The organism is Allorhizobium ampelinum S4 (assembly GCF_000016285.1).
GTDB lineage: Bacteria > Pseudomonadota > Alphaproteobacteria > Rhizobiales > Rhizobiaceae > Allorhizobium > Allorhizobium ampelinum.
Window position 1 is genome coordinate 973,190 of record NC_011988.1, and the last position, 13,459, is coordinate 986,648.

Below are 13,459 nucleotides of genomic sequence, written 5' to 3' on the forward strand. Positions count from 1 at the left end.
ATCATTCCCCCTTTTGTTTCAGTTGAAGCGCGATTTGCTCAATCCGCTCGAGAATGGTTTTGAGATGCACGCGCAAGCGACCTGCCTTTTCCGCATCATAGGCAAAGGGCGGCGCTTCTGTGGCAAGGTGAGAGGCTTGCGCCAACTCCATCTGAATGGCGTGGATGCCGGTGTCTGGCTTGCCATAATGGCGCGTGGTCCAGCCGCCTTTGAAGCGGCCGTTGACGATGGAGGTGTAACCTTCAGCCGTTGCGGCAATCTCCACCGTTGCCGCTTCAATGGCGGCATCACAGGTGCGGCCCATGTCGGTGCCGATGTTGAAATCCGGCAAGCGGCCTTCAAACAGATAAGGAATGTTTGCGCGGATGGAGTGGCAATCATAGAGCACGACCACGCCGTGAAGGGCCTTAACGCGCTCAATCTCGGAGAGAAGTGCTGCGTGATAGGGGGCGTGAAAGGCTGCCAGACGTTCAGCAATATCCGCCTCAGTCGGTTCATCAATCCAGATTGCCTTTCCGTCGAAATCCGTGTCCGGAATAAGCCCCGTGGTATTCTGCCCCGGATAGAGGCTCACCCCTGCCGGATCACGATTGGCGTCAATCACATAGCGATGGAACGTGGCGCGAACGGTGGTGATGTTTGGCAACAGGTCTTTGTACAGATGGTGGATATGCCAATCGGTATCGGCCAGCAGTTTGCCGTTGTCGTTGAGGCGGTTCCAGATGGCAGGTGGCACATCCGTTCCCGTGTGCGGGAAGGCGAGGATGACGGGCGAGGTGCCTTGGGTGATCTCAAAAATGTTGGACATTTAAAACCCCTCCAACCCCGGCAAAATCCCAGAGGATACACTGCCCACCAAAGACCCATCGGCCACCAGAGCGCTGGCTGCCGCCAAGTCCGGGGCCATAAACCGATCTTCTTCCAGCGTCGGCACAACGGCGCGCAAGGTCTCCATGGCCTTTTGCAGCTCCGGGCTGGTGGTGAGGGGTGCGCGAAACTCCACGCCTTGAGCTGCGGTGAGAGCCTCAATGCCAATGATGGCAAACAGGTTTTCAGTCATTTGCAACAGCCGCCGCGCACCGTGGCAGGCCATGGACACATGGTCTTCCTGATTGGCAGACGTTGGCGTTGAATCGACGGAGGCCGGATGGGCCATCTGCTTGTTTTCGCTCATCAGCGCGGCAGAGGTGACTTCGGCAATCATCAGGCCGGAATTGAGGCCCGGTTTTTTCGCCAAAAACGCTGGCAAGCCATAGGACAGGGTCGGGTCCACCAAAAGCGCAATGCGCCGCTGGGCAATGGCCCCAATTTCACACACGGCAATGGCAATCTGATCGGCCGCAAAGGCCACTGGCTCGGCGTGAAAATTGCCGCCAGACACCACACTGTCATCGGACAGCACCAACGGATTATCCGTCACCGCATTGGCCTCGATTTCCAAGGTGCGGGCGGTCATCCGCAGCAGATCAAGGCAGGCTCCATCCACCTGCGGCTGGCAGCGGATGCAATAGGGGTCTTGCACGCGCTCGTCACCATCCAGATGGCTTTGGCGGATCACCGAGCCTTCCAGCAAAGCCCGCAAGCTGGCAGCCGTATCGATCTGGCCCTTGTGGCCGCGCAGCGTGTGAATATCGGCGGTAAATGGTGCCGAGGAACCCATTGCCGCATCGGTAGACATCGCCCCGGTTATCAATGCGGCTTGGGCGGCGCGATGGGCGCGGAAAAGGCCTGCCAAAGCCAAAGCGGTGGAGGCCTGCGTGCCATTGATCAGCGCCAAACCTTCTTTGGCGGCCAAAATAACCGGGGTGAGGCCAGCGCGTTCCAGCGCAATCCTGCCCGGCAGTTTTTCGCCCTGATAAAAGGCTTCTGCCTCGCCCATCATCACCGCCGCCATATGCGCCAGCGGGGCCAAATCGCCAGATGCGCCGACAGAGCCCTTTTCCGGGATCAGCGGAATCACGCCTTTTTCCAGCATGGCCTCAATCAACCGCACCAGGTCCAGCCGCACGCCGGAGGCTCCACGGCCCAGCGAAATCAGCTTGAGCGACAAAATCAGCCGCACAATATTCTCAGCCAGCGGCGCACCGACGCCGCAGCAATGGGAGAGAATGAGATTGCGCTGAAGCGTGGCCGTATCGGCTGCATCAATCTTGATGGAGGCCAGTTTGCCAAAGCCGGTGTTGACGCCGTACACTGGCTCATTGCCCGCAGCAATGGCGGCAATACGGGCGGCGGCGCGCTCAATGCCCGCATCAAAACTGCGATCCAGAACGGCAGGCTCACCATGCCAATAGATTTTCGCCAGATCGGCCAGCGGCACAGAGCCGGGGTGAAGGGTAATGGTCATAGTGGCCCCTTGTTGTTATGCGTCATTGCCGCGCCACACCCGCTGGTGCAGCGGGTTAAAGCCCATGCGGTAGACAAGCTCAGACAGTTCAGAAATATCCCAGATGGCCAGATCAGCCGATTTTCCGGCTTCCAGCGTGCCGATTTCATCCAGCCGACCCAATGCGCGGGCGGCCTCACGGGTCACGCCCGCTATGCATTCCTCCACCGTCATGCCAAACAGGGTGGCACCCATATTCATGGTCAGCAGCAGCGAGGTGAGTGGCGATGTGCCGGGGTTGTTGTCGGTGGCCAGTGCCATTTTGGTGCCATGCTGGCGGAAGAGATCGACAGGCGGCTTTTTTGTCTCACGGATAAAGTAAAAGGCACCCGGCAGCAGCACCGCCACGGTGCCAGCTTTGGCCATGGCATCCGCGCCCGCCGCATCGGTATATTCCAGATGGTCGGCAGAGAGTGCGCCATACTCCGCAGCAAGCGCTGCACCGGATAGATTGGAAAGCTGATCCGCATGCAGTTTTACCGGCAGGCCCAGAGCCTGTGCTGCATCAAACACCACGCGCATTTCATCGGGTGAAAAGGCAATGCCCTCGCAAAACCCATCGACGGCATCAACAAGCTGTTCTGCATGGGCCGCCGTCAAACCGGGAAGCACAACCTCGCGGATAAAATCGCCGTTGCGGCCCTTATACTCGGCAGGCGTGGCATGGGCACCGAGATAAGTGGTGCTGATGGCAATGGGGCGCGCATCGCCGAGTTTTTTTGCGGCCCGCAGCATTTTCAGCTCGTCTTCCACCGTCAGCCCATAGCCGGATTTAACCTCGATGGTGGTGACGCCCTCCGCCAGCAGCGCGTCCAGACGCGGCAGTGTTTCGCGTAGCAAATCCGCCTCACTCGCCGCCCGCACCTTGGAGACGGATGAGACAATACCGCCTCCGGCGCGGGCGATTTCTTCGTAGCTGGCACCCGCTAGGCGCATCTCAAATTCATGGGCGCGATTGCCAGCATGCACCAGATGGGTATGGCAATCCACCAGACCGGGGGTGATCCAGCGGCCCTCGCAATCGGTCACCTCGGCAGCATTCAGCAGGCTAATCGGCAGCTCTGCCATAGGCCCTGCGTAGACAAGCTGCCCATCGCGCACCATCAGCGCGGCATCTTCGATAATGCCGAGGCCGGATAGTTGCGGATTGAGCGTTGCTAACCGCGCATTGGTGAAAATGCGATCCCGATGTGTCATGCTGATCCCTTGTTATTGCCGTTCAGGCTGCATTGCGCCCAATCGATTTTCCTATTATGTATATACTTAATTGGCCAAGGCGCAAGATAGAAAATGAGAGGGGAAAGCCATGACGACACTCCACGCAAAACAGGCGCTACTGCCAGATGGCTGGGCCAAGGATGTGCGGCTGATGCTGAAAGGCCGTAGAATTTCCGCCATTGAGCGGGGTGTTGAGGCGCAAGCTGGCGACGAGCGGCACGAGGTGTTGCTGCCCACAATGGCGAACTTGCACAGCCACGCCTTTCAGCGCGGCATGGCAGGTTTGGCGGAGCTCCGCGGGCCGGACAATGACAGTTTCTGGAGCTGGCGCACGGTGATGTATCGCTTTGCCCTGACCATGAACCCGGAGCAGATGCAGGCCATTGCCGCCCAGCTTTATGTGGAAATGCTGGAGGTCGGTTTTGGCCGGGTGGGCGAGTTTCACTATCTCCACCACGACCGCGATGGCAGCCCCTACAATAACCGTGCCGAGATGGCAGAGCGGATTGTGGGAGCAGCGGAAGAAACTGGCATTGGCCTCACGTTGCTTCCGGTGTTTTATGCTCATTCCGGCTTTGGTGGGCTTGCCCCCAATGAGGGCCAGCGGCGGTTTATTAATGATCTCGATGGTTTTGCGAAGCTGTTGGAGGGGGCGAAAAAAGCGGCATCAAATCTGCCCGGTAACGTCACAGGCATTGCGCCTCACAGCCTGCGGGCGGTGACACCGGAAGAATTATCAGCGCTGCAACAGCTCTCCTTTGATGGACCAATCCATATTCATGTGGCCGAGCAGGTCAAGGAAGTGGACGATTGCGTGGCGTGGTCTGGAAAGCGTCCCGTCGCGTGGTTGCTGGACAACGCTGATCTCTCATCCCGCTGGTGCCTGATCCATGCCACCCACATGACGGACGACGAAACCATGCGGATGGCAAAAAGCGGTGCCATTGCCGGGCTTTGCCCGATCACTGAGGCCAATCTGGGCGATGGCACGTTTAATGCTGAGGTTTTCTTGGGGCAGGGTGGGCGCTTTGGTATCGGCTCTGATTCCAACATTCTGATTGGCATTGCCGATGAGCTGCGCCAGCTGGAATATTCGCAACGTCTCGCTCACCGCGCCCGCAATGTCATGGCCGTTCCCGGTGGATCAACCGGGCGGTATCTGTTTGACGGTGCCGTGGCAGGTGGCGCTGCGGCGTTGATGGCAGAGAGTGGGCTGTCAGCGGGCAAGCCTGCCGATCTCGTCAGTCTCAAGTCGCGCCATGATCTCGGTTTGAGCGGAGATCAGATTTTGGACAGTTTTATCTTTGCCAATGGGGCTGCGGTGGATTGTGTTTGGGTGGGTGGGGCCAAGCAGGTGGAGGCCGGGCGGCATATTGCTCGGGAGAGGGTTGCTGCGCGGTTTGCCGGTGTTATGCAGGATTTGATGGCGGCGTTTTGAGGTTGATCTTGTCGTCCAACAATTTGGCTTCGCCCCCCTCATCCGGCTGCCGCCACCTTCTCCCCGCTGGGGAGAAGAGGTCGTGTCGCAGATGCCGCGGGTTTCAGCCAAAGACAGTGTATGTGGACGCTGGTTTTCGTATGAATCCAAGGCTAACGACCTGCTTTCTTCACGCCTGCGGGGAGAAGGTCCCGGCAGGGGGATGAGGGGGCGATCTTGCTCAGGTTTATTTGGCGACCCCACCATTTCGCGCCGCCACATACCGATTGACCGGCATCGACAGCCCCAAATTCTCCCGCAGCGTATTGCCCTCATACTCTTCCCGGAACAATCCGCGCCTGCGCAATTCCGGCAGCACCAGCCGCACAAAATCATTCAAGCTGGCGGGCAGGGTTGGCAGCATCAGAATAAAGCCATCGGCGGCCCCGGCCTGGAACCATTCTTCCATAAAATCCGCGATCTCAGTGGGGGTGCCGGTGATGCCATTGCCGGTGCTTTTCTCGGCGTAGAAGCGGATCAGCTCGCCAACGGTGTGGCCTTCCATGATGAAGTCACGCAACCATTCAAACATGGCTTTCGAGCCTTTTGGCTCGGCGGGCAGGCGCTCCAGCGGGAAGGGCTGGTCGAGCGCCACGCCGGAAAGATCGGCTTCCAGAAATTCTCCCAGCATCCAGCGGCCCACATCGGGGTGCAGGTTGTCGATCAGGAAATCGACCTTGGCTTGCGCCTCGGCTTTGGTTTCGCCAACGTTGACCACCAAGCCGGGCATCAACTTGAGATCGTTGGTAGAGCGGCCATATTTGGCCATGCGGCCTTTGATATTGTCGGCAAAAGCCTTGTTGCGCTCCAGATTGGAGGCGAGGCTGAAGACGATTTCGGCGGTGCGGGCCGCCAGTTCCATGCCCGCTTCCGAGCCACCGGCTTGCGCAATCACCGGGCGGCCTTGGGGGCTTGCTGCAATGTTGAGCGGGCCGCGCACCTGAAAATGCTTGCCCTTATGGTTCAGCGTGTGCAGCTTTTCTTTGTCGTGGTAAAGCCCGTTGGCCTTGTCCAACACCAGCGCATCTTGCTCAAAACTGTCCCACAGGCCAAAGACGACATCGACGAACTCCGAGCCGCGCTCGTAGCGTTCCGCATGGGGCGGCAGGCCCTCGAAGCCGTAATTATAGCCGGTCTCATCATGGTCGGAGGTCACGACATTCCAGCAGGCGCGGCCACCGCTCAAATGATCGATGGAGGCGAAAATGCGGGCAATGTTAAACGGCTCGTAATAGCTGGTGGAGGCGGTGGCGACAAAGCCGAGCTTTTCCGTGAGCACGGACAGCGCCGAAATCAGCGACAGCGGCTCAAACCGGTTCATCTTGGTGGGTGAGCGCGCCAGCGCATCGGCATCGCCAATGGCGGCGGCGGGAGAATCGGCCAAAAACATGAAGTCGAATTTCGCCGCTTCGGAGATTTTTGCCACGTTCAGCAGGTGATCAATCTTGTTGGCCCCCTGCACATCGGCATCCGGGTGCCGCCACGCTGCCGGGTTGAAGCCGAAAGTGTAGACGAAGGTTCCAAGTTTCAATGTGTCGGTGCGGGCCATGGCGATCTCTTCTTTTCTGATCAGGCTGGGGTCATAACGCGTTGGGATGGGGTGAAGCGGGCGGTAACGGCATGGCTGGCACCGGGATAGGTCAGGCGCACCTGGGTGACGGTTTCATCCAGCCGCCATGTTTGGCGCTCCACCACCAGAACCGGGGTGTTGGCGGCAATATCCAAGGTTTTGGCCGCTGCATCATTGGCAGCTTCGGCGGCAATGCGGTGCTCTGCGGCGTTCCATGGAATGTGCGTCAAAAGCCACGGACCGGGAGCCAGATCGGCAAAATCAGCATCCGCTGCCTGCGGCACCACGCCGAGGTTGATGATACGTTCTTCAAGGCAGAAAGGACTATCATCAGCATAATGCAGACAGGCGAGGGTCAGCAGCTTGCGGCGTGGTGCGAGAGACAGGTTTTCACACTCTGTCTTGGTCGGAGGGTGGATGGTTCGCGACAGAATGCGGTGATGGTAGGTCTTCTCTAACGCGATGACCTCATCACGGATGTCGTAAATTTCCAGAATGGCGCTTTGCGAGTTCTGCGGCATGACGATGCTGCCGGTCTTGCGCTTGCGCAGCACAAGGCCAGCGCGAGCAAGCTGGGTCAGCACCTTGTTGACGGTCATGCGTGAGCAGGCATATGTCTCGGCCAGCACTTGCTCGGACGGAATTTTATGGCCCGGCGGCCATCGACTTGAGAGAATATTGCTCTCAATGTCATCCAGAATACGCTGGTGCAGCGATTTGCTGCGTGTGTCTATCTCTTCAGTCATCATGCCAGCATCGATGCGCCGCGATCCAGATAGGTATCAAGGAATTGTTCCAATCGGGGATGGCGCGGCTTGGCAAAAACATCCGATGGCGCGCCAGTAAACAGCAATTTTCCCTGGTCGAGAAAGCTGATCTGCTGGCCAACCGTGGCGGCAAAGCCGATTTCGTGTGACACGACCACCATGGTCATGCCCTCGGCTGCCAGATCGCGCATCACGTTGAGCACTTCGCCGGTTAATTCCGGGTCGAGCGCCGAGGTTGGCTCATCAAACAGCATGATTTTCGGTTGCAAGGCAAGGGCGCGGGCAATGGCCACGCGCTGTTGCTGTCCGCCGGAGAGCTGCGACGGGTAGTGGCCTGCGCGGTTTTCCAGCCCCACTTTTTTCAGCTGCGCCATGGCGCGGTCTTCCGCCTCACGTTTTGGCACTTTATGCACGGTCTTCAAGGCTTCGGAGACATTACCAAGCGCGGTCATATGCGGCCAGAGATTGAATTGTTGGAACACCATGCCAATTTTAGAGCGCACGGCGCGGATTTGGGCGGCAGGCAGGCGCTCGCGCTGGCCATCGGGCCGCTCGAAATAGCCAAGGGCCTCGCCGCTGACGGTGATCATCCCCTCGCTGGCCTCCTCCAGAAAGGCCATGCAGCGCAAAAGCGTGCTTTTGCCAGAGCCGGAGGGGCCAATCAGGCAGGAGACTTTGCCCTCGGGGATGTCGAGATCAATGTCATTCAACACGGTGTTTGTGCCAAAGCGCTTGACGAGTTTGGAAACGGAAATAGCGGGAAGCGTCATGGCGCGGAAAACCTCAATCTGCTCAAACGGGCTTCAGTCTTGCGAGCGGCCCAGGCGGTGGCCTCCACAATGACCCAGTAAATAACGGCCAGCACGAAAATCGCCTCCAGAAAGGCATATTGCGCAGAACCAATGGCGCTGACGGTGGCGGTGAGTTCGGGAACGGTGATGATCGACAACACCGCCGATTCTTTCAGAAGAATGATGGCGAGATTAACGCAAGGTGGCAGCACAATCAGCGCCATTTCCGGTAAGAGAATGCGGCGGATAATTTGGAGCCGGGTCAGCCCCAGACATTCTGCCGCTTCCACATGGCCATGAGGAACAGAGCCATAACCTGCACGAAAAATTTCCGAGTAATAGGCGGCGGAATAGACGGTGAGACCAATCAACCCGCAAGGGATAGGGTCGAGCGACAGGCCAACATAGGGTCCGCCATAATAGACCAGAAAAATCTGGATTAGAAACGGCGTGCCGCGTAACACTTCCACCACCAATCCCAGTGGAATATCCAGAAACCTGCCGCCGTAGCGCCGTCCTGTCGCGACGAGAAAGCCAACGACAATGCCCAGCACCATGCCGACCACCCAGATCCACAGGGTGGTGGTGGCACCGCTGAAAATTTCCGGTAGATGATCGAGAATGACTTTCGGATCAAAGATCATTTGACCGCTCCTGGCAGGCTACGCTCGGTGATGCGGGCGATCATCGCTACGCTCCAGCAGATGATTAGATAAATCAGCGCTGCCGATGAAAACAGTTCAATGGGCAGATAGGTGGAGGCGGCAAGATCCTGTGCCATGCGGGTCAGCTCGACAATGCCGACGACCGAGACCAGCGAAGAGGATTTGAGGATCATGATCGCCTCATTGACCAAAGCCGGAAAGGTGAGCCGCAACGCAATGGGCAGTTTGATGCGTAAAAACGTCTGGCGGCCTGAAAAGCCAGCCATATCGGCAGCCTCGATCAAGCCTTTCGGCACGCTTTCAAAGCCCCCACGCAGGTTTTCGGCCTGATAGGCTGCGGTGCAAAGCGAAAGGCCAATGATGGCGGCCACCACGCTTGGCACATTGATGCCTATAAAAGGCAGGAGATTATAAATCAGCAGCAATTGCACCAGCAATGGCACGCCGCGAAAGAAGCTGATGAACAGCTTGGTTGGCATTGTATAGAGTCGTTTGCCGGAGAGCATGGCGCCAGACAGGGCAATGGCAATCAAAAAGCCGATGGCAATCGAAATCACACTGATGCCCAGCGTCCATCCGGCAGCCTTAACCAGCAAAAAGAAGAGTTTGAATGACATGGCACCCCAGTCTCCGCTGTTGCGGACCACAATAAACGACAGCGTGCGGGATACCCCCCTCTGTCCTGCCGGACATCTCCCCCTCAAGGGGGGAGATCAGATAGATCACCACGACTTGCTTAAACTGACGCAACCGCAAAATGCCGTTCTGGCTGATTGACTGGGCGCTTCGGGCGAGTCGATCTCCCCCCTTTGAGGGGGAGATGCCTGGCAAGGCAGAGGGGGGTAGGCGGCAGATCAAGCGATCATCTGTCGTTCCAGAGGCAGAACCTTAGGATAGCTCACCTCAAAACGCCGGGTCTTTCACGCTATCAGGCGTATCAAACTTGGTGCCAAACCATTTTTCCTGCAATTTCGCCATGCGGCCATCGCCCTTCATCTTGATGATGGCGGCATCGACAGCATCGATCAGGCTGGCGTGGTCTGCATCCTTGGTGCCAACAAAGCTGAAATAGCTCTTTTTGCCAAAGGGTGGCACCACCACTTCAAAAGCTCCATTGCGCTGCTTGGCAACGAAGGCGATATTGGGCAGTGAATTGGCAACGGCCACCACGCGGCCTGCGGCCATATCGGCATAGGCGTCGTTGAAGGAGACATATTCACGCACATCAATTTTCTTCGGCAAGGTTGCGGAAAGTTCCTGCAACTGCGCCAGCTGGGCTGTGGCCTTGCCAACACCAACAGATTTACCCGCCAGATCCTCAGGCTTGGTAATGGTCTTGTCGCCAGCCTTTTTCAGGATGGCAACGGTGGCTTCGGCAATGGGTGCGGTGAAGCGATAGCGCTCCATGCGCGCTTTGGTGACGGTGGCGGGGCCTGCAACAATATCGAACTTGCCAGCTTCAAGGCCGGGCAAAACACCATCCCACGGCAGGGCAATCCACTCAACCTTCACGCCCAGTTCCTTGCCGATTTCGGCAAAGAGATCGACGTTGAGGCCGACGTGGTCGCCAGCATCAATAAAATCGAACGGCGCAAAGGCGGTTTCCGTTCCGACCTTCAACGTGCCTGCGGCCTTGATTTTCATCAGCGCATCCTCGGCATGGGCCGAAAGGCTCGCGCCAAACAACAGGGCAGCCCCAAGCGCCGCCTTCAGCAACAATCTTTTCTGCATCACGATTTCTCCAGTTGCCCGCAACCCGGCGATCTCTCGTACCGGTGCAATTCCCCTCAGCCGTTTCTCGGCTATTTGACTATACAAATAGAGCGGGGAAGGGGGCAGCTGTCAATGCTATTGTGCGGAAAATAAGCGTGCTTATTTTCTAAGCAGATCTTTGGTCGGAGTCGAGGTGAATCCGCCCCTTTTTCCAGGAAAATGCTATTTCACGCGATGGCGACGATATCAACACTGATATCAGCGGGCCGGGAGGCTTCGATCACCAATCGCCCGTTGGGCAAGTCGTTGCCGTTCAATTTCCAGGCGATTGCGGCCTCGTCCAGTCCGTAATGAACCCAACGGTCCCGCAGGCGCTGTTCCAGCACCTCCAGTGGGGGGCCAACGAACACAGTCAGGTCGAAACAGCTTTGCAGACGGGTCCAAGGCGCGCGATCCAGAAGCAGGTAATTGCCTTCGACCAGAATGAAGCGGGTTTCCGGTGCAATTGGCCGGGCCGAGGCAATCGCCAATTCGCGGTCGCGGTCGAAAACCGGCACAAGCACTTCCTCGTCGCCAGCCTTCACCGCCGTGACGATGTCGAGAAAGCCGCGCACGTCGAAGGTTTCCGGTGCGCCTTTGCGCTTCAGCAGGCCGCGCTGTTCCAGAATGCCGTTGTCCATGTGAAATCCGTCCATCGGCAGGATTTCCGCAGTTTCGCCGCGCGCAATCAGCGCCTCGCGCAAGGCTTCCGACAGGGTGGACTTACCGGCCCCTGGCGGTCCGGCAATGGCGATCATGAAACGGCTGGCCCCTTGGGCCAGCCGCGTGATTTCCTCAAGAAGGGAGGAAATAGATGTTGTCATGCTGCAATCGCTTCTGCTGGTGCTTCTTTTGCACCCGTCATGAAGGCCACGGCATCCGACATGGTGTAATCCTTCGGATTGATCACGCACAGGCGCTTGCCAAGCCGATGGATATGGATGCGGTCAGCCACTTCAAACACATGCGGCATGTTGTGTGAGATCAGCACGATCGGCATGCCGCGCGAGCGCACGTCCTGGATCAGTTCCAGCACGCGGCGGCTTTCCTTGACACCCAAGGCAGCGGTTGGTTCGTCGAGGATAACCACCTTGGAACCAAAGGCTGCGGCACGGGCCACAGCCACACCCTGACGCTGACCGCCCGACAGGGTTTCCACTGCTTGATTGATATTCTGGATGGTCATCAGACCAAGCTCGGACAACTTTTCACGGGCAAATTTGTCCATGGCAGGCTTGTCCAGCGCCCGGAACAGGCTGCCCATGATGCCGGGTTTGCGCATTTCGCGGCCCAGGAACATATTGTCGGCAATGGAGAGTGCCGGAGACAGGGCAAGGTTCTGATACACCGTTTCGATACCCGCCTTGCGGGCATCAATCGGTGAGCGGAAATTGATGGTCTTGCCTTCGAGCTTGATCTCGCCTTCATCCGGCGTCACCGCGCCGGAAATAGCCTTGATCAATGAGGATTTACCAGCGCCGTTATCGCCGATGACCGCAAGGATTTCACCCGGATAGAGATCAAAATCGGCGTTGTCGAGGGCAGTGACGCGGCCATAACGCTTGACGAGACCACGGGCGGTGAGAATGGGTTCTTGTGCCATTAGCCAGCTACCTTTCTGATCCATTGGTCAATTGCGACGGCGGCAATGATCAGCACGCCAATCAGCATATAGGTCCATTGCGGGTCGGTGCCGGCCATGCGCAGGCCAAGCTGGAACACGCCGACGATCAACGCGCCAAACAGCATGCCCATGATGGAACCACGGCCACCAAACAGTGACATGCCGCCAATCACCACGGCCGTGATGGATTCGATATTGGCAAACTGCCCAGCCGTTGGCGATACCGAGCCGATACGGCCAATCATCGCCCAACCACCCAGCGCACAGATCAGGCCAGCAAGCGTATAGACGGAAATCAGCATGCGCTTGACATTGACGCCAGACAATTCCGCTGCATCGGGATCGTCGCCGACAGCGTAGAGATGGCGGCCCCAGGCGGTGTTGTTCAAGACATACCAGAGGACCGCAACCAGAAGGGCGAGTGAGATCACACCATAGGTCAGGACGGCACCGCCCAACTTAAAGCTTTGGCCAAAATATTGCAGGATGGGCGCATTGGTGCCCAGGTCTTGCGAGCGGATTGTCTCGTTGCCGGAATACAGGAAATTGGCTGCCAGCACGATCTGCCACATGCCGAGTGTGACAATGAAGGGGGGCAGCTTGACGCGGGCCACCAGCACGCCATTGATGAAGCCGCAAATGCCGCCGACGGCAAAGCCGCACAGCACGGCAAGCGGGCCAGGCACGCCATAGTGAACGGCAAATTGCCCCATGACGACAGAAGACAGGACCATGATGGCCCCCACCGAAAGGTCAATCCCGGCGGTGAGGATAATCAGGGTCTGGGCTGCGCCGATGATGCCGGTAATGGCAACCTGCTGCAAAATCAGCGTCAGGGCAAAGGGTGAAAAGAATTTGCCACCCAGAATGACGCCGAACGCGATCAGTGACAGAATCAGCACGATCAGCGGCACGGCAGCCGGGCTGGAATGCAGGAAGTGCTGAAACTTTTGCAATGGCGTCTTGTCGTTGGTATCGAACTGCGCGACCGCAGTGGCACTGCCCGACAGCACATTCTCGTATTCAAGATGAGGTTTGGTGGCGGCTTTTGGCTCGCTCATCGGCTTTCCTCCCGTGGACCTCTTCTGAGGCTTGAGGGCCGGGCTGGACCGTGACACCAATTGCCGACGGCCGCCTGCGGCATTGTAGAATTTATGTATTCAACCCAGAAATCTGTCTATTACTCTTGGTTGCGTATGGCGCTTACCA

13 protein-coding genes are annotated in these 13,459 nt (G+C 57.9%); 1 reads left to right on the forward strand and 12 read right to left on the reverse strand.

Annotated features, from left to right (window positions below; all coding sequences use genetic code 11):
• Position 1: 1 nt before the first annotated feature.
• Genes hutG through hutI form a run of 3 tightly spaced genes read right to left on the reverse strand, consistent with a single transcriptional unit; the run spans position 2 to position 3,583 of the window.
• Entirely contained in the window at positions 2 to 808 is an 807-nt protein-coding gene (hutG, locus tag AVI_RS21415) for an N-formylglutamate deformylase (protein WP_012654227.1), read from the reverse strand.
• Positions 809 to 2,347 (reverse strand): histidine ammonia-lyase, encoded by a 1,539-nt coding sequence (gene hutH / locus AVI_RS21420; RefSeq protein ID WP_012654228.1) that lies wholly within the window; start codon positions 2,345 to 2,347, stop codon positions 809 to 811. It lies immediately after the preceding gene.
• Positions 2,348 to 2,362: 15 nt separating this feature from the next.
• Positions 2,363 to 3,583, reverse strand: coding sequence for an imidazolonepropionase (gene hutI / locus AVI_RS21425; protein ID WP_012654229.1), 1,221 nt, complete (start codon positions 3,581 to 3,583; stop codon positions 2,363 to 2,365).
• A 109-nt stretch (positions 3,584 to 3,692) separates the two neighbouring features.
• On the opposite strand from hutI, the gene AVI_RS21430 reads away from it, so the two are divergent.
• Positions 3,693 to 5,042, forward strand: a complete 1,350-nt coding sequence (locus tag AVI_RS21430) for a formimidoylglutamate deiminase (protein ID WP_012654230.1) — start codon at positions 3,693 to 3,695, stop codon at positions 5,040 to 5,042.
• A 226-nt stretch (positions 5,043 to 5,268) separates the two neighbouring features.
• Here AVI_RS21430 and AVI_RS21435 read toward each other — a convergent pair whose 3' ends face one another.
• The 9 genes from AVI_RS21435 to AVI_RS21475 all read right to left on the reverse strand — a co-directional run bounded on the left by AVI_RS21435 (position 5,269) and on the right by AVI_RS21475 (position 13,311).
• On the reverse strand, positions 5,269 to 6,630 hold the full coding sequence (locus AVI_RS21435; protein WP_012654231.1) for an LLM class flavin-dependent oxidoreductase: 1,362 nt from the start codon (positions 6,628 to 6,630) through the stop codon (positions 5,269 to 5,271).
• 20 nt (positions 6,631 to 6,650) lie between these two features.
• Positions 6,651 to 7,400, reverse strand: coding sequence for a histidine utilization repressor (hutC, locus tag AVI_RS21440; RefSeq protein WP_012654232.1), 750 nt, complete (start codon positions 7,398 to 7,400; stop codon positions 6,651 to 6,653).
• Positions 7,397 to 8,188 (reverse strand): amino acid ABC transporter ATP-binding protein, encoded by a 792-nt coding sequence (locus AVI_RS21445; protein ID WP_012654233.1) that lies wholly within the window; start codon positions 8,186 to 8,188, stop codon positions 7,397 to 7,399. Before AVI_RS21445 ends, hutC begins: the two co-directional genes overlap by 4 nt.
• Positions 8,185 to 8,853: an amino acid ABC transporter permease gene (locus AVI_RS21450; RefSeq protein WP_012654234.1), complete on the reverse strand. Its 669-nt coding sequence runs from the start codon at positions 8,851 to 8,853 to the stop codon at positions 8,185 to 8,187. The genes AVI_RS21445 and AVI_RS21450 overlap by 4 nt, the downstream gene beginning before the upstream one ends.
• Positions 8,850 to 9,491 carry an amino acid ABC transporter permease gene (locus AVI_RS21455; RefSeq protein ID WP_012654235.1) on the reverse strand — a complete coding sequence of 214 codons (642 nt, stop codon included), beginning with the start codon at positions 9,489 to 9,491 and terminating at the stop codon, positions 8,850 to 8,852. Before AVI_RS21455 ends, AVI_RS21450 begins: the two co-directional genes overlap by 4 nt.
• Before the next feature lie 286 nt (positions 9,492 to 9,777).
• Positions 9,778 to 10,605, reverse strand: coding sequence for a transporter substrate-binding domain-containing protein (locus AVI_RS21460; RefSeq protein WP_012654236.1), 828 nt, complete (start codon positions 10,603 to 10,605; stop codon positions 9,778 to 9,780).
• Between the two features lie 209 nt (positions 10,606 to 10,814).
• Positions 10,815 to 11,450 (reverse strand): nucleoside triphosphate hydrolase, encoded by a 636-nt coding sequence (locus tag AVI_RS21465; RefSeq protein WP_012654237.1) that lies wholly within the window; start codon positions 11,448 to 11,450, stop codon positions 10,815 to 10,817.
• Entirely contained in the window at positions 11,447 to 12,229 is a 783-nt protein-coding gene (locus tag AVI_RS21470) for an ATP-binding cassette domain-containing protein (protein ID WP_041698633.1), read from the reverse strand. Before AVI_RS21470 ends, AVI_RS21465 begins: the two co-directional genes overlap by 4 nt.
• Positions 12,229 to 13,311 carry an ABC transporter permease gene (locus AVI_RS21475; RefSeq protein WP_012654239.1) on the reverse strand — a complete coding sequence of 361 codons (1,083 nt, stop codon included), beginning with the start codon at positions 13,309 to 13,311 and terminating at the stop codon, positions 12,229 to 12,231. The genes AVI_RS21470 and AVI_RS21475 overlap by 1 nt, the downstream gene beginning before the upstream one ends.
• Between the last annotated feature and the right edge of the window lie 148 nt (positions 13,312 to 13,459).